Below are 14828 nucleotides of genomic sequence, written 5' to 3'. Positions count from 1 at the left end.
CCGTCGGCAGGGGTTGCGGGGCTTGGGGGTTGACCGTGTAAGGCGTGCGCGAGGATCGCCGACCACGGCTGTGAGCTGGTGTTTCCTCGGACTTGCGTGGCTTACCCCTTGGTGTTCGACAGTGCGGTTCACACCTCCGATCGGAGGTGCGGACCGAGCTTTGCCATAGAGAGTGAGCTGTCATGGACACGTCAGATCAGGGTGGGGATTCGATGGGCGCGGAGTCCGGGCGCGAGCCGACCCAGCGCCGCGAGGAGCCGGGGTCGGCGCGCCCTCGGCGCACCGTTCGGATGATCGCCGGCCAGCTGGCCCGCGAGGCGACCCGTGAGGCGACCGGCGTGGTCGTCGAGGCCGCGGTGGGTGCGTGGGCGCCGGAGTGGGTGGAGGTGGTGCGGGTCCTGGCGCTGGCCGTACCGGCCGCCGCGAGGCTGCGCCGACGGGGGCGCCGGCGCGCCTGACCGGTCCCGCGTGAACACACTCGGGCCGCCCCTCGCGGTGGCCCGGGTGTCCAGGGAAGGTGGCCCCGCCGTTCGCCCGGCGGGGTGAATCCCGGCCCCGCGTACGCGTACGCGGCTTGCGCGGTGCGCACCCAACTCGCTCCAAAAGTGCGGGACTTGACAGCTTTTGGGGCTATTCGTCATTGTTCGTTCCGTGTCCGAGGGTCGGGCCCAATGTGCGTTTGGGGTGCGTTTCATGGTGAAGCGGCAGCGTGAGGTGTTCGACGCGTACGAAGCGGCGGGCCGGTTGAAGGTGCCGATCGCCGCCTGGCGATGGGCGGCCGGCACCGGTCTGGTTCCGCCGGCGGACGCGGGGGAGTGGTCATGGTCGAGGGCGGTGGTCGAGGCGGTCGACGCGGAAGCGGTCCGGGCCGCGTTGAGGGGCCCGGTGGGCGCGGGGTGGGCGGCGGACCGTCTGACCGAAGCCCTCGGCACACCGTTGCCGCGGTGCCGGCCCCGGGTGACGGCGGCGGCCGTCGGGCACCTGGTCCGTGCCGGCCTCCTGGTCCACGTCGGCGGCGACACGGAGTTCCCCGACGTCCACCCCGATCAGGTCGCCGCCCTCGGACGCCGCCGGGACCTGCCGGCCCTCCTGGACCGGCACGTGCCGTTGGGCCCGGATCAGGCGGCCGTGCGCCTCGGCGTCCGCCGGGTCGACTTCGACGTGCTGGTGGCGCGGGGGTACATCTCGCCGGTGGGGTCGGTCGACGTCGACTTCAAGAAGCAGGGCGGTCTCGCCACGATCGCCCTCTACGACGCGCGGGAGGTTGCCCTCCTGCCGGTGGTGTGGCCGGGGATCGCCTGGCGGGCGGTGCGCACGGTCGCGGCCGGGCGCCGCTCCCCGCTCGCCGGCCTCGACCCCGTTGACCCGGCCGGGTACCGGCTGCTGTTGGCGGCGGTGGCGCGGATCGCTCGGGTGGGGCGGGCCGCGGTGGTGACCTGGCGCCGCCGACACGACGACTTCCCCGCCCCGGTCGGCGGGAGCGACGTCCACCCGGAATTCGACCGGGCCGCCGTGATCGCGTGGCTGCTGGCCCACGGCGAGATCGAGGTGCCCACCCGAACCCCGATGGCCTCCCTCCTGATGACCCGATCCGCCGGCGGCACCCGCACGTTCCGCCTCGACGACCCCGTTCTGACCCTGGCCGACGACGTCGAGGGCGAGGACCGGCTGTCGGGCTGGTCCACTGACGAGGACGCTGATGCCCTCGCCGCCCTCGGAGCCGGGGAATTCGGCGCGACACTGCGCCGACTGACCGCGCCCGGGGTCGAGGCGGTCGCGGTACCGGGCGAGGTGCGGCTCCTGAACCGGGCCCGCGCGGGCCACGGCGGCCTGCGGGTCACCCTGGCGTGGCCGGCCCGGCTGCGGGGCACGGCCTCGTCAAGGCCGGCGGGCGGAGTCGTGCGCCACGGGGTCCCGTACGCGGCCCCGGGCGGGAACTGCCTCTGCGCCCGCCAGGAGTGCGGCGGGCTGCTCCCGGTGGGCTGGTGCCCGGAACACGGCGACCCGGTCAACCCGGTGATGGAGTGGCACTCGGGCGGCGGACTGCGCTGCGCCGACCTGGCGCGAAGGGCGACGCGGGTCAGTGGGGCCAGGGTGGACCGTGGCCGGGGTGGCGCGGCTCAAGCCTCTGCATCGGCCGCGAATGTCTCCCGGTCGGCGACGAGGTCGGCGTGAGCCGGACGACTGGGTCGTTCTGTTGCCCCGGGGCGGGCGTGGCTGGTGTCGATATGCCCGCCCCGGGGGCTGCGTTGGGGTGGAGAGGGACGAGGAGTGACGTGATGGAAGAACGGATTGCCCGGTACGGGGAGCTGCCGCGCATGCCGACGCCGGCATTGGTGGCCCTGTATCGGGCGATGGGACATCTGTCGAGTGACGTGCCTTTGGAGCGGTGGCCCAGGGAAGAGGTGATCACCGCGATCCTCGACGCCGAGTCCTACGCGCGGGACCACAGCTCCCGAGGCGGCCGCCCCACCGGCTTCGACCGCGAGCGCTAAAAGCGCAACACTGTCCCTAGTACATCGTGACTCAAGGCAGCACCACATAGCCCGAAGGGCCCTCCGGCCCAACAGGTCGGAAGGCCCTGCGAACTGAGCACTAGAAGTGGTCGGGGAGCCAGGGCTCGTGATCCGTCGTGCTTCGGATCAGGCTTGCGAGTGCTTGTTCGGAGACAGCCTGGACTCCGGCCATGCGGGCGCTGGTGGTCGTTCGGTACCCGCCGGCGTACCAGACCGCGAGCTGCTTCCGGCTCAAGGTCACTTGCCCGGGGACGGACGTGGGGGTGAGTTCCGCTGACATGTTCTTGATGTGAAGCAGCCAGCAGTCCCGGCCGTCGCCGGTCGCGTTCTCGATCTCGACGTGGACCGTGGTGGTGAGGTCGGCGGGCCAGCCACGGAGCCGGATGGCTTCGGGTGCGTCGAGGATGCGGAGCATCCAGGGGTGCCAGGACTCTGCGGTGGTGCGGTGGTGGCGTAGGCCGTTGAGGAGGGTGGGGTAGGGCGGGAGGGCGCCGCGGCGGAAGGTGATGGTGCGGGCCCGGGTGTTGTGGCGGCCGAGGAAGGCGAGCATCGCGGCGGCGGTGGGCTGGCTGGCGGCCCAGAAGTCGTGGACGACCAGGCTCATGCCGTGGCGCTCGTGGCGGTTGGTCGTCAGGGTGAGCAGGCCGGCGGTGGGGAGGCCGGGGCGGGCGAAGCGGTACGTGGTGAGGTTGCTCTTGTCCTGCTTCCACCGGGTCCACCAGGCGGGGCGGTGGACGGGTCCGTTCCACTGGCGGGCGAGCTGGTGCTGGAGGCCTTCGGCTTCGTCGGTGAGTCCGTGCGCGGCCTCGAAGTCCTCGCCGGTGAAGGACTTCTTGAGGTCGTCGGTGGCCACGGCCCAGGCGAGGACGTCGACCGGGGCCTCCCAGCCGAGGCGCCGCGCGTAGCCGGTGGAGGAGGTGACGATGGTGGAGATCACCGCTCCGCGGTCGATGAGGGGCCGCAGGCGTTCGGTGGCCATGTCGGTGGCCAGGTGGTCGCCGCGTTCTTCGGGTGCCACGCAGCCGTCGCCGAGGCAGGCGCTGGGTACGGGGGCGCCGCCGAAGAACTGGTCGACGAGGAGGCCGAGGCCGCCCGCGACGACACGGCCGCCGCGGAGGGCGACCTGGAGGTCGGCGTGTTCGCGCAGGTGGGCGATGTCGGAGATCGGGTGTCCGTAGGCGCGGGCGGCGAGCTGGTCGTACTGCTCCCACAGGCCGCCGTCGGCCGCGGTGAAGGTCAGCTGTTGGTTCACGGGCCCACCCTTCTAGTAGTTGGTGGCGTCACGGACGGTGTCGGCGTCCAGGGGGACCAGGAAGGTCCGGTTGAAGGCCATGACGGCGGTGTCCGTCTGGTTGTGCGCGGTGGTGTGGCAGGTGATGACGCCGTTGCCGGGGCTGCTCTCCGAGGTGCGGCGGGTGAGGATCCTGGTTTCGGCGTAGAGGGTGTCGCCGATGTGGACGGGTGCGGTGAAGCGGACGCGGTCGACGGCGAGGTTGGCGGTGGTCAGGCCGCTGATGCTGCGGACGGTCATGCCGGCGACGAGGTTGAGGGTGACGCCGGAGCAGACCAGGATGCGGCCCCACCGGGTCTGGCTGCTGTAGTGGGCGTCGGTGTGGATGGGGGCGACGTTGCCGCTCAGGGCGGCGCCGAGGAGGCTGTCGAGTTCGGTGACGGTCCGGCCGGGCCGATGTTCGATGACCAGGCCGGGGATGAGCTCGCCGTAGGAGAGGCCGACGCTCTCCCGGATCCGGGCGTCGTCAATGGCACGGTATCCGTGGGGCAGCACGGTGTTCATGAGTTCTGGTCCGCTTCGGCGACCAGCGCGCGGGCGCGGTTGAAGAAGGGGGTGCCGCGCATGTGTCCGTCGACGGTGGTGACCGTGCCGCCGCTGGCGTCGGCGGCCGCGATGATGGCGCGGGCCTGGGCGATCTCCTGGGCGGTGGGGGTGAAGACGTCGTCGATCACCTTCACGTGGCGGGGGTGGATGCAGCCCTTGCCGTAGAAGCCGAGTTCCTTGGCGCGTTCGGCGTCGCGGCGCAGGGCGTCGGGGTCGTCGAGTTCCCAGGTGGGGGCGTCGATGGCGGGGATGTTCGCCGCGGTGGCGGCGTTGATGAGGGCCGAGCGGGCGTAGCGCAGGGCGTCCCAGTCCAGGCCGCATCGGACTGAGGCGGCGTAGTCGGCGGAGCCGAAGATGACGCCCCCGAGGCGGGGTGCGTGCGTGATCTCGGGGAGCGCGTTCAGGGCGCGGGGGGTTTCGATCAGGGCCCAGACGTCGGGGGTGTAGCCGTCGGTGTCCAGGGCGGCGGCCACGAGTTCGACGTCGCGGGCGGATTCCACCTTGGGGACCACGATCAGGTCGGGGCGGGCGCTGTAGGAGGCGAGGGCGACGAGGTCCTTGATGCCGTCGAGGGTGGTGAGGCTGTTCATGCGGATCCCGAGCGTGCACGGCGGCGGTGCGGGGAGGGTGAAGAAGGCTTCGGAGGCGGTGCGGGCGGTCTCCTTGTCGGGGAGGGCGACGGAGTCCTCGATGTCGACGACGGCGACCGAGGCACCCGAGGCGCGGGCGGTGTCGAAGCGGTCGGTGCGCAGGCCGGGGGTGATGATCCAGGCCCGTCCGGGCCGGCGGCTTGTGTGGGTCATGGGGCGGTCTACCTTCCGGTGCGCTTGCTGGTGATGAGGAGGTCGAGCCGGCCGAGGGTGGCGGCGGTCTTGATGTCGCTGTCGGTGACGTCGATGCCGTACCGGTCGGCGAGGAGGACGGAGAGCTCGACGACGGCGAGGGAGTCGAAGCCGGCGTGGTCGAGGCTGGCGTCGTCGGCCAGCCGGTCGGCGGGCAGCCCCAGGTCGTCGGTCAGGATGCGGGCGAGGTCACTGGTCATGCCGGGGTCCTTCCAGGCGGCGGGTGCGGGTGAGGTCGGGCCAGGTGAGGGTGAGGGCGCCCCAGGTCAGTCCGGCGCCGAACGCGGTGAGCAGGGTGCGGTGTCCGGGCTTCAGTTGCCCGTCGGACGAGGCCCGGTCCAGCAGCAGGGGGATGGAGGCGGCGCCGGTGTTGCCGACCTCGGCCACGTTGCCGAGCTGACGGTCTGCGGGGACGCCGAGCCGGCGGGCGACGAAAGAGGTGATGCGGTGGTTGGCCTGGTGCGGGACCAGCCGGTCGACGTCGCCGAGGTCCCATCCGGCGGCGGTGGCGGCCTGCCGGGAGGCGGCGGCCATGTGGTCGACGGCGTGGCGGAATACGTCGGCTCCGTCCATGTGGAGGGCGCCGGGGCGCTCGGCGCGGATCAGGTCCGCGCCGGTGCCGTCGCTGCCCAGCACGACCGGGCCGAGCGCCCCCGGCTCGTCGGTGGTGCCGCGGCGCAGCAGCAGCACGCCGGCGCCGTCGCCGAACAGGGGAACGGTGGTGCGGTCGTCGGGGCGGGGGAGGCTGGCCAGGCGGTCCGCCCCGATGACGAGGACCGTGCGCGCGGTAGCGGCGGCGATGAGTCCGGCGCCGGTGGCCAGGGCGTAGAGGAAGCCGGTGCAGCCGGCGGCCAGGTCGAAGGCGGGGATGCCGGTGAGGCCCAGGCGAGTTGCGACGGCGGGCGCGGTGGCCGGGCAGCAGCGGTCCGGCGTGGTCGTGGCGAGGACCAGGGCGTCCACGTGCTCCGGTTCGTTGCTGGTCAGGGCTTGGGTGGCGGCCCGCACGGCGAGGTCGGCGGTGGACTGCTTCGCTCCGGCGACGTGCCTGCGGGTGATGCCGGTCCGCGAGCGGATCCACTCGTCGGTGGTGTCCAGGCGCGCGGTCAGGTCCTCGTTGGAGATGACGGACGGCGGGAGCGCGGAGCCGACCCCGGCCACCACGGCGGCTCGGGTCATCGCGTGCCCGCCTTGATCTGCCGGGCGACTTCACCGATCAGGTCTTCCTGACCGGCGACGATCTGCCGCTCGCCGAGGGCGAGGAACAGGTCGATGGCGTCGACGCCTTCGGCTCGGGCGGCTTCCAGGACGGGGCGCTTGAACCCGGAGAACACCCCGGCCAGCCCGCCGGCCACGGCGATGGAGTCGATGGACGGCGGGGCCTTCATCAGGTGGTCGGCGGCGACGTCGGCGGCGGACAGGACTTCGCGCAGACCGATCCCGGTGTCGATGCCGCGCCGGTCGAGGACGGCCACGAGGGCTTCGAGCTGGGTGTTGCCCGCTCCGGCACCGAACCCGCGGGCGGTCGCGTCGATGACGGACGCCCCCGCATCGACGGCGGCCAGCGAGTTCGCCACGGCCAGGCCCAGGTTGTTGTGGCCGTGGAAGATGACCGGGACGTCCACGGCCGAGGCGATGGCGTGGATCCGCTCGGCGACGTCGCCGGGGAGGTAGTGGCCGGCGGAGTCCATGATGCCGACGGCCTGCGCGCCGTACTTCACCATGACGGCGCACTGCTCGGCGAGGCGTTCGGGGCTGGCCATGTGGCTCATGAGTAGGACGCCCTGGGCCTCGGCGCCGACGGCGCGGGCGGTTCCGAGGTGGCGTTCGGTGACGTCGGCCTCGGTGCAGTGCGCGGCGATGCGTACGACGTCGGCGCCGAGGTGGACGGCGGCCGTCAGGTCGTCGGAGGTGCCCCAGCCGGGGGCCATGAAGACGCCCATCTTCGAGGAGGTGAGGGCTTCGCGGACGGTGGTGAGCATCGTGGCGTCGTCGAGGAGGGCGCGGCCGATCTGGAGGCTGGAGGCGCCCAGGCCGTTGCCGTGGCCGACTTCCACGACCGGCACCCGGGCCGCGTTCGCGGCGGTGGCGTAGGCGCGGAGCTGGCCGGCGTCGAGCTGGTGGCCGACCGCGTGGTGCCCGTCGCGCAGGGTCGGGTCGTGGATCACAACGGGGGGCCGGGGATCGTTCGGTGTGCTGCTCACGGGCGTGGTTCCCTTCATCGGGAGGAGACGGCGGACTGCTCGGCGAGCAGCACGGCAGCGGCGTTGATGATGTCGACGCTTCCTGCGTGCCGGGGCAGGTGGCGGCCGGAAGGGGTCACTTCCACCACGACCTGAATCCGGCCGGGGTCCACCGCGAGGGAGGTCACCTTGAAGCCGGGCGCGTACGCACGGACGGCGTCGGCAGCGGCCGCGATGCTCGTACGCACCGGCGCCGGGCGGAAGCTGTCGGCGAGTACGGTCATGGCCACCCGGAACGGCGGGGCGGGCCGGGCGGGGCTGATGTTCACCATCACCTTCGTCTCCTGGGCGCCGGTGCAGGTCCGGATCGCGGCCGAGGTGGTGGCGATGTACTGGTCGAGGTTGAGGCGGGTGGCCGGGCCGGCGCTTGCGCTCGCCCCCGTTGAGACCACCTCGATGTAGGCCGGGGTGCAGCGCTGGGCGATGGCGTGGAGGATCGGGATGGAGGCTTGCCCGCCGCAGCTGACGAGGTTGAGGTGCCGGTGAGAGGCCGAGCTGTGCCCCGTGACCCCCGGCACGGTGACCATGCCCAGACTCGTGGGGGTCAGGTCGATCAAGGTGGTGCCGGTCGGCCGCAGCGCCGCCCAGTGCTCGGCGTGGCTGTCGGCGTTGGTCGCGTCGAAGACGACGTCGAATGCCCCCGCTTCCACCACGGCGCGGACACCGCCCGCGGCCGTGGGATGGCCCATCTGTGCCGCCCGGCGTAGGCCCAGACTGTCGCGGTTGCGGCCCGCGACCAGGGCTAGCTCCAGCTTCGACGACCGGGCGATCTTGCCCGCGAGGTCGACCCCGATCAGACCCGCGCCGAGTACGGCGACGCGCCTTCGTTCTTCAGCAGCCATCGGCCGCTCCTTCGTCCAGGGGAGGAATGGGTGGATACGCAGAGAAGCGGTGCCGGCCTCGTTACCGGACGCGTAGTTCGACCGGCGGCAGGTGCGGCGACTGGGCGCGGACCGTGCTTCCGGCCTCCAGCGGGAGGCTCGCGTGGACGGCGCCGGCCAGGACCAGCTGACCGGCCCGCAGCCCTTCGCCGAAGCGGTGCAGCCGTTCGGCGAGCCAGACCAGGACGAGCAGCGGGTCGCCCAGGACGGCCCGGCCCTCGCCTGTGGCGACGGCGGTGCCGTTGACGCTGACGACGAGCGGCTCGGCAGCCAGGTCCATGTCCGCGTCCAGGGGCACCATGGGGCCGGTGACCACCAGCCCGCAGGAGGCGTTGTCGGCGATGCTGTCCGCGATGGTGATCTGCCAGCCGGTGAACCGCGTGTCGATCACCTCCAGGGCGAGGAACACCTCCTTCACCGCCGCCCGCGCCTCTTCCGGGGCGATGCCGGGCCCGTACAGGTCGCTGCCGAGCCGGAAGGCCAGTTCCGCCTCCACTCGCGGCTGCATCAGCACGGAGCGGTGCACGGTGCTGCCGGTGGGCAGCACCATGTCGTCCAGGAGGACACCGGAGTCCGGCTCGTCGACGCCCGCCTGCGCCTGAATGGCCTTGGAGGTGGCGCCGGCCTTGTACCCGACGACCTGGGCACCGGCCGCCACGCGCCGGGCCACTGTGGCCGCCTGGATGCGGTAGGCGGTCTCCAGCGGCAGGCCGGGACGGCTTCGGGTCAGCGGCTCGACCGGTACGTTCTCGTACTCCGCAGCCAGTAGCGCCGCCGCGGTGGCGGCGATCCAGCGGTCATCAGGCTCATCCATGAAGATCCCTCCCAGGGCATGGGACATCCGTAGGGCTCGCAGACGTGGGCACGGGAGCAGATCCGGGGCGGCGTCGATACGGATGCCGGCCGCCGGGCTCGGGCCTGATGAAGAGTCAACCGCCGGGCGCCGCGCAGCGGTACGGTGACGGGCAGGCCAAGCGGTATATCGCGTATATCCCAGGCAGGTGCCATGACCACGCGCACGCCGAACGACCAGCTCAGAGCCCTCGTCGCGGAATCCGGCCTCACCTACGAGGCGCTGGCCAAGACCGTCTGCGCCGTCGCGGCCGAGTGCGGCACACGCTTATGCACGAACAAGTCGAACATCGAGCACTGGATCTCCGGCTCCGCACCCCGCGGGGACACCCCCCGCTTCCTGGCGGTCGCCCTCTCACGACGCCTGGGCCGCCTGCTGACCCCCGCCGACCTCGGACTGCCCTCCACAGCCGAGGCCGAAAGTGACACCATCGGACTGTCCCTCGGGATCGACCCGCTGGACGCCCTGCTGCCCATGTGGAGGTACGAGTTGGACCGCCGCCGCTTCCTGACGGCCTCCGCCTACTCCGTGGCCGCCGCCGCCCTGCCCCTCCACCATGTCCAGGACATCGCCGCCCGCACTGCCGCCGCCCGCACCGGCCACACCGTCGGCATGGCGGAGGTCGCCGCCGTCCGCGACATGATCAACGCGTTCTCCGAAATGGACGAACGCCACGGCGGACAGCACGGCCGCAGCGCCCTCGTCACCTACCTCCGCGACGACGTCGCCCTGCTGTGCCGGGCCCGGTTCCGCACCGACGAGGTCCGCCAGCACATGCTCTCCGCCGCCAGCCGCGGCGTGCACCTGCTCGGCTGGAAGTCCTACGACGCCGGCCAGCAGGGACTCGCCCAGCGCTACTACCTCCAGTCCTACGCCCTGGCCACCGAATCGGGCCTTCGCGGGCACGACGGCTTCGTGATGCGCACCATGGCCATGCAGGGCCTCAAGCTCCACCGCCCCGAGCACTGCCTGGGGCTGGCCGAGACCGGCCTGAACCGGGCCGCGGGCCACGTCGACGCCCAGACCGAAGCCCTCTTCCGCGTCGTCCACGCCCACACCCTCGCCAAGAGCGGCAAACACCGCGCCGCCCTGGCCGCCGCCGAACACGCCCGCACCCTGCTGACCGGCGCACCCGGGGACGAGGTGCCGTTCTGGGCGCTGGCCTGGGGGCCGCCGGCCGCATCCGTGTACTCCCGCACCGCCAAGGTCCACGAGACCATCGGCGACCACCGCGCCGCCGCCGAGCAGTACGGTCTGGCCGCCACGGCCCGCCCGTCCTCCACCTATGCGCGGATCGTCGCCCTCGACCTGGTCGCGGGCGCCGAGATGCACCTCAAGAGGGGCAGCATCGAGCAGGCGTGCGTCACCTGGCACCGGGCCATCGACCACATGGGCGGCGTCCGCTCCGTACGGACCCGCAAGGCCGTCTCCAGGATGCGCGGCGACCTCGCCCGGTTCCGGGCCCGCGGACTGCGGTGCGTAGCCGAGCTCGACGAACGCGGCCGCGAGTTCCTCGCTGGCACCTGAACTCGGTGCGTCAGCGTCCGAGCCGGTCGGTGAAACGCCGGACCAGCGGCTCCAGGTAGTCCGCGTGGGGACCGGACAGGAACTCCAGGTCCCGCTGCGAACTCACCAGGGCGATGTCGTCGAGCTCCGGCTCCCGTCCTTGAGCCCGGTCGGCGGCAGCAGCAGCCGCAAAGGCGGCCCGTACCGCCGGTTCCGGCAGAACCGGAGCACGGTAGGTCAGGCCGACGCTCCCGTTCTCCCCCCGGGTCACAGCCCACAGCTTCAACATCTTCGCGCCGGCATCGAGCCCGAGCTCCTCGGACAGCTCCCGCGCGGCCTGGCCCGCCAGGTCCGCCTCCACCAGCGCCTCACCCGCCCGCGGCGGTTCCACGGAGCCCCCCGGCAACTGCCAACGGCCAGGCGCAGCCGTGGAGGACGACATCCTCGCCACCACCACACGGCCGTCATCGGTCGGCTGAAGCACGTTCACGAACAGCGACGGCAGCGCCGTGGCGCCAGGAACACGACGCAGGGCGTAGTGCCGGTAAGTGACCCGCACCCACGACAAACTCAAGACGCTCGGATCCGTGCGCTCCAGCCCAGCACAGGCAACCACCGGCCCGTCAAAGAGGTCCGGGTTGGCCTGGACCGCCTTCTCCCACACGCGATCTCTGGCCGCTTCGTCCGCGGGTGACAGGCGCGGCTCCTTCCCCTCCGTGAGCTGGAGGCGCTCAACATCGAAGAAGAGGTCAACCGTAGGGGGCAGCGTCTCAGGCACCCGTTCATCGTAGAACCCCGGCGGCCGTCAGTTGCAGTTCCTGGCATCCGTACGAGAGTTGTCGCCCAGCTGGTCTGCCGGGTCAAGCTGACCACGTCACCGCCGAGGGCCGGCAAGTCCCGGCCGTCACCTCGGTGGACCAGCTCAGCGCCGAGGCGGGCCGGGTCGTCCTCGCGGAGGACTACGCGGCCTACGTTGATGCTGCGCCGGTCCTGGCAGGCGTGTGCTGCCGCACTTACCAGCAATATGGGTAGGGCGTCGTCGACTGCTGCTTTCGCAGGCGCCGTGGTTGGCCGTGGCGTTGCCGGCACTCCTACGTGCTGGTGTCCATCCAGGTGATGCGGGTGATGGTGATCGCGTCGGGGTCGCCGCTGAACCATTCGACGAGGACGGGGTGGCCGGGCACGGGGAGGTCGTGCACGTCGCCCCACCGGTCGGTGGGGGTGGCGCCCGTGGGGACGGAGTCCTGCTCGTGCGCGGCGGTGATGACGGTCAGGGTGCGCACGGTGGCGGCGAACACCTCGGGCGCCTTGTCGGCCATGGTCGACAGGACCGCGGCGGCCTGGTCGCTCAGGCCGTGGCTCACCGGTTCCCCAGGGCGGCGAGGACGTCGTCGAGGGGGCGCAGCCCGGATCGGTCGCCGGCGCGTAGGGCGGCGACCTGGGCGCGGTCGGAGTCGGTGCGGGTGGAGTCGGCGACGGCGCGCAGGTGCCAGCGGTCCATGACGGCGAGCATGGCCGCGCCTGCCTCGGCGGCGAGGAGCTCCTCCAGGAAGACGCCTTTGCGGGTGGGGTTGAGTGCGGCGGCGATCGCGTTGGGGGTGCGGGGCAGGGGCTCGGGTTCGTGGTGCGGTTGGGGCAGTGCGTTCACGGATTTCACTCCCTCGGTGGCGAGGCTGGTGGGGCACGCCGTTCGGCCGGACTGCTTTACGGGGCTCCGTTCACGCGAGACCGGTGTCGTCTTCCACCGTAGGCGCGCGCATGCTTCCACGGGAGAGGGATCGGGCCACGGACCGGTCAGGGCATTCTGGTTCGGGTCAGAAAACGGGGGGCCGGCCCGCGCGGGTGAGGCGGGCCACCGTTTTCCAGGACATGGGTCGCCTGGGTCCTTGACCGCCGGTGAGGCCTTCCCGGAGTCCGGCGAGGGAGACCTGGAGGGCCTTGCGGTCGTGTGTGCGTGCCAGGGTGAGGAGGCACCACGTGGCGAGGTTGAGGGGAATGAGGGGGCGGGGGAGGTTGCGGCGGGCGACCCATACGCGATTGCGGGCGTTGAGCCGGTGGAAGGTGTCGTGGCGGGCCGGGTCGGTGGCCGGGTGGTGGACGACGATGTCGGGCAGGTAGCGGCCGTGGCAGTCGAGGTCCCAGAGCCTCCAGGCGAGTTCGACGCCTTCGTGGAAGAGGAAGAAGTGACCGGGCCAGCCGCCAGCCCGGTCGTAGAGGTCGCGTCGGACCATGACGACGCCTTCGGCCATGACGGTGACGATGCCGGGGCGGGCCGGGTCGGAGGCGCGCAGGCGCGGTACCCAGCGGCGCAGGGTCACGCCGGTCACGGGGTCGCAGATCCGGGGTTGGGCGTAAGCGAGTTGGGGGTCGCGGGGGAATTCGGCGACCAGACGCGCGAGGGTGTCGGTGTCGGGGAGATGGGCGTCGTTGTCGAAGAAGAACAGGTAGTCACTTTTGACCTGGTCGGCTCCGATGTTCCGGCCCTCGGGGATGCCAACGTTCTCCGGTAGGTCGACGGTTCGGACACCCGTGGGGACCTGTTCGGGGACGCAGCCGTTGCCGACCACGACGACGTCCAGTTCGATGCCCTCCTGGGCCAGGAGGGAGGCCATGGCACGGGGGAAGTCCTCGGGCCGGTCGTTCATCGTCAGGACGACGACGCCGACCGTGGGAAGGGTGGTGCCACCGCTCACAGAACTGCCCTCCGCTTTCATGTGGTCCTCAACCCTATTGCCCGGATCCGATGCTGGCTGCCGCGCTGCTGGTGGCGAGGGCCATGGCCGCGGCGGCCAAAGAGGCGCGGAGTGCGCCTCCACGGCAGGTGAGGCCCTGCGTGGGACTCGTAAGAGTTCGCCGACCGGCTGCGCTGTGCAGGGGCGTCGCGGCTGGACCGAAAGAAGCCACGGCTCCCCGCGTTCACAACGCAGGTGGGGAACCGTGGCTCTATGGATTGTCGGAGCCATCGCTGACAATCTGTGGTTAGCGGGGACCGCCCGCCTCCCCGTCATGACCGGGGAGGATGGAGTGGTCCCCGCTCACACCGTCTGAGCGGCGGCGAGGCGGACGAAGGCGTCGAAGGCGCTGGCCGACAGCAGGAGAGCGGGGCCGGTCGCACTCTTGGAATCACGGACGGCGATCTTGCTGTGAGCGGTAGCCGAAAGGTCGGCTACCTCGACGCACTGGGACTCTCCGCCTCCGGAGTAGGACGACTTGCGCCACTCCACGTCTCCCAGGTCGGCAGCGCTGACGCTGGCCATTTCAGTCACGGGTTCTTCCCTTTCATGTAGTCCTTGATCATTTCACGCGAGGCATCGACGTCGAGGGCGGCATCGGCCACGGCGTCGAAGGCCATTGCGAACGCTTCTACATCTTCCGGATCCTCCAGAAAGACGCCGCCTCGCAGGTGGTCGATCAGCACCACGGGCGGCCACGGGAACCGGAAATCCATAACGGTCATGTTGCTGGTGAGCCCTGGATGAGCCGGCGCTCCAAGCGGCATGACCCGAATTGTGACGTTATCCCGCTTCGATAGATCCAGCAGACCCCGGAGCTGGTCCCGCATTACATCCGGGGTTGCGCCCGCCGGCGGAAACAGCGCGGACTCGTCGATCACGGTGTCCAGGAGCGCCGGATGCTCCGAGCGGGTCAGCACCATCTTCCGCGCCTGGCGAACCTGCACCAGCGAGTCGGCGTTCTTGCGGACGGAGGGACTTGGTGAGCTGAAAATCGCGCTGTGCGCGTACGCGGGCGTCTGCAGCAGCGCGGTGATCAACTGAGGGAAGTACGTCTTGATCGAGACCGCGGCCTCCTCAAGAGCGATGCTGTCCGCGTACGGCTTGGGCAGCACCTCCTCGTAGGCGGCCCACCACCTTCGCTGATGCGACTGCACCACTTCGGTGATGCCGCGGATCGTCTCCGGGTCGGTCACTCCGTACGCGGTAAGGAGACGTGCCACCTCCTCGGCCTTGATCAGGTACTGGCCGGTCTCGACGCGGGACAGCCGGGTGCTCTCCCAGCCGAGAACGGCAGCGGCTTGAACGCCGTTCATACCGGCCGCCTTCCGGAAACGGCGCAGCAAAGACCCAAGTCTGCGCCTCATCACCGGCGGTGGAGTCTGAAGGCTCGTCATGGGCGCAGTTTGGCACAACATTGT

At 71.4% G+C, this 14828-nt stretch carries 18 protein-coding genes; 4 read left to right on the top strand and 14 right to left on the bottom strand.

Going from position 1 to position 14828, the window contains the following annotated elements:
- Positions 1 to 182: 182 nt before the first annotated feature.
- From ACFY0I_RS34230 to ACFY0I_RS34220, 3 genes are all read left to right on the top strand, one after another.
- Positions 183 to 458 (top strand): hypothetical protein, encoded by a 276-nt coding sequence (locus ACFY0I_RS34230; protein ID WP_388903135.1) that lies wholly within the window; start codon positions 183 to 185, stop codon positions 456 to 458.
- A 235-nt stretch (positions 459 to 693) separates the two neighbouring features.
- On the top strand, positions 694 to 2175 hold the full coding sequence (locus ACFY0I_RS34225) for a hypothetical protein (RefSeq protein WP_388903133.1): 1482 nt from the start codon (positions 694 to 696) through the stop codon (positions 2173 to 2175).
- A gap of 104 nt (positions 2176 to 2279) precedes the next feature.
- Complete coding sequence (locus ACFY0I_RS34220) at positions 2280 to 2495, top strand: hypothetical protein (protein ID WP_388903130.1); 216 nt, start codon at positions 2280 to 2282, stop codon at positions 2493 to 2495.
- A gap of 100 nt (positions 2496 to 2595) precedes the next feature.
- On the opposite strand, the gene eis is transcribed toward ACFY0I_RS34220, so the two are convergent.
- The 8 genes from eis to ACFY0I_RS34180 all read right to left on the bottom strand — a co-directional run bounded on the left by eis (position 2596) and on the right by ACFY0I_RS34180 (position 9130).
- Positions 2596 to 3768 (bottom strand): enhanced intracellular survival protein Eis, encoded by a 1173-nt coding sequence (gene eis / locus ACFY0I_RS34215; protein ID WP_388903128.1) that lies wholly within the window; start codon positions 3766 to 3768, stop codon positions 2596 to 2598.
- Positions 3769 to 3780: 12 nt separating this feature from the next.
- Entirely contained in the window at positions 3781 to 4311 is a 531-nt protein-coding gene (locus ACFY0I_RS34210) for a MaoC family dehydratase (RefSeq protein ID WP_388903126.1), read from the bottom strand.
- On the bottom strand, positions 4308 to 5156 hold the full coding sequence (locus ACFY0I_RS34205; protein WP_388903124.1) for an HpcH/HpaI aldolase/citrate lyase family protein: 849 nt from the start codon (positions 5154 to 5156) through the stop codon (positions 4308 to 4310). The genes ACFY0I_RS34210 and ACFY0I_RS34205 overlap by 4 nt, the downstream gene beginning before the upstream one ends.
- Positions 5157 to 5164: 8 nt before the next feature.
- Positions 5165 to 5395, bottom strand: coding sequence for an acyl carrier protein (locus ACFY0I_RS34200; RefSeq protein ID WP_388903122.1), 231 nt, complete (start codon positions 5393 to 5395; stop codon positions 5165 to 5167).
- A complete protein-coding gene (locus ACFY0I_RS34195; protein WP_388903120.1) occupies positions 5385 to 6371 on the bottom strand; it encodes a beta-ketoacyl-ACP synthase III in 987 nt (328 codons plus the stop codon). Before ACFY0I_RS34195 ends, ACFY0I_RS34200 begins: the two co-directional genes overlap by 11 nt.
- Complete coding sequence (dmpG, locus tag ACFY0I_RS34190) at positions 6368 to 7396, bottom strand: 4-hydroxy-2-oxovalerate aldolase (RefSeq protein WP_388903118.1); 1029 nt, start codon at positions 7394 to 7396, stop codon at positions 6368 to 6370. The genes ACFY0I_RS34195 and dmpG overlap by 4 nt, the downstream gene beginning before the upstream one ends.
- 14 nt (positions 7397 to 7410) lie before the next feature.
- Entirely contained in the window at positions 7411 to 8277 is an 867-nt protein-coding gene (locus ACFY0I_RS34185) for an acetaldehyde dehydrogenase (acetylating) (protein WP_388903116.1), read from the bottom strand.
- Between the two features lie 61 nt (positions 8278 to 8338).
- The gene (locus ACFY0I_RS34180; protein WP_388903114.1) at positions 8339 to 9130 is read right to left on the bottom strand and encodes a 2-keto-4-pentenoate hydratase; all 792 of its coding nucleotides are present in this window, start codon (positions 9128 to 9130) and stop codon (positions 8339 to 8341) included.
- Between the two features lie 192 nt (positions 9131 to 9322).
- Between ACFY0I_RS34180 and ACFY0I_RS34175 the strand changes: the two genes are divergently transcribed.
- Entirely contained in the window at positions 9323 to 10696 is a 1374-nt protein-coding gene (locus ACFY0I_RS34175; protein WP_388903112.1) for a hypothetical protein, read from the top strand.
- 10 nt (positions 10697 to 10706) lie between these two features.
- Here ACFY0I_RS34175 and ACFY0I_RS34170 read toward each other — a convergent pair whose 3' ends face one another.
- From ACFY0I_RS34170 to ACFY0I_RS34145, 6 genes are all read right to left on the bottom strand, one after another.
- Positions 10707 to 11453 carry an NUDIX hydrolase gene (locus ACFY0I_RS34170; protein ID WP_388903110.1) on the bottom strand — a complete coding sequence of 249 codons (747 nt, stop codon included), beginning with the start codon at positions 11451 to 11453 and terminating at the stop codon, positions 10707 to 10709.
- A 313-nt stretch (positions 11454 to 11766) separates the two neighbouring features.
- Complete coding sequence (locus tag ACFY0I_RS34165; protein ID WP_388903107.1) at positions 11767 to 12039, bottom strand: hypothetical protein; 273 nt, start codon at positions 12037 to 12039, stop codon at positions 11767 to 11769.
- A complete protein-coding gene (locus ACFY0I_RS34160; protein ID WP_388903104.1) occupies positions 12036 to 12323 on the bottom strand; it encodes a hypothetical protein in 288 nt (95 codons plus the stop codon). Before ACFY0I_RS34160 ends, ACFY0I_RS34165 begins: the two co-directional genes overlap by 4 nt.
- Positions 12324 to 12489: 166 nt before the next feature.
- Positions 12490 to 13368: a glycosyltransferase family 2 protein gene (locus tag ACFY0I_RS34155; RefSeq protein WP_388903101.1), complete on the bottom strand. Its 879-nt coding sequence runs from the start codon at positions 13366 to 13368 to the stop codon at positions 12490 to 12492.
- Positions 13369 to 13710: 342 nt separating this feature from the next.
- Positions 13711 to 13932, bottom strand: a complete 222-nt coding sequence (locus ACFY0I_RS34150; protein ID WP_388903311.1) for a DUF397 domain-containing protein — start codon at positions 13930 to 13932, stop codon at positions 13711 to 13713.
- Between the two features lie 5 nt (positions 13933 to 13937).
- A complete protein-coding gene (locus ACFY0I_RS34145; RefSeq protein ID WP_388903310.1) occupies positions 13938 to 14774 on the bottom strand; it encodes a helix-turn-helix domain-containing protein in 837 nt (278 codons plus the stop codon).
- Positions 14775 to 14828 lie beyond the last annotated feature (54 nt).

Origin of the sequence: Streptomyces sp. NPDC001568 (assembly GCF_042893755.1) — a bacterium.
GTDB lineage: Bacteria > Actinomycetota > Actinomycetes > Streptomycetales > Streptomycetaceae > Streptomyces.
This window is presented reverse-complemented; position numbering and strand designations above follow the sequence as displayed.

Coding starts and splice junctions, on each gene's coding strand:
- ACFY0I_RS34230 (WP_388903135.1), top strand. CDS start 183: ATGGACACGTCAGATCAGGGTGGGGATTCGATGGGCGCGGAGTCCGGG.
- ACFY0I_RS34225 (WP_388903133.1), top strand. CDS start 694: ATGGTGAAGCGGCAGCGTGAGGTGTTCGACGCGTACGAAGCGGCGGGC.
- ACFY0I_RS34220 (WP_388903130.1), top strand. CDS start 2,280: ATGGAAGAACGGATTGCCCGGTACGGGGAGCTGCCGCGCATGCCGACG.
- ACFY0I_RS34210 (WP_388903126.1), bottom strand. CDS start 4,311: ATGAACACCGTGCTGCCCCACGGATACCGTGCCATTGACGACGCCCGG.
- ACFY0I_RS34205 (WP_388903124.1), bottom strand. CDS start 5,156: ATGACCCACACAAGCCGCCGGCCCGGACGGGCCTGGATCATCACCCCC.
- ACFY0I_RS34200 (WP_388903122.1), bottom strand. CDS start 5,395: ATGACCAGTGACCTCGCCCGCATCCTGACCGACGACCTGGGGCTGCCC.
- ACFY0I_RS34195 (WP_388903120.1), bottom strand. CDS start 6,371: ATGACCCGAGCCGCCGTGGTGGCCGGGGTCGGCTCCGCGCTCCCGCCG.
- ACFY0I_RS34185 (WP_388903116.1), bottom strand. CDS start 8,277: ATGGCTGCTGAAGAACGAAGGCGCGTCGCCGTACTCGGCGCGGGTCTG.
- ACFY0I_RS34180 (WP_388903114.1), bottom strand. CDS start 9,130: ATGGATGAGCCTGATGACCGCTGGATCGCCGCCACCGCGGCGGCGCTA.
- ACFY0I_RS34175 (WP_388903112.1), top strand. CDS start 9,323: ATGACCACGCGCACGCCGAACGACCAGCTCAGAGCCCTCGTCGCGGAA.
- ACFY0I_RS34150 (WP_388903311.1), bottom strand. CDS start 13,932: ATGGCCAGCGTCAGCGCTGCCGACCTGGGAGACGTGGAGTGGCGCAAG.
- ACFY0I_RS34145 (WP_388903310.1), bottom strand. CDS start 14,774: ATGAGGCGCAGACTTGGGTCTTTGCTGCGCCGTTTCCGGAAGGCGGCC.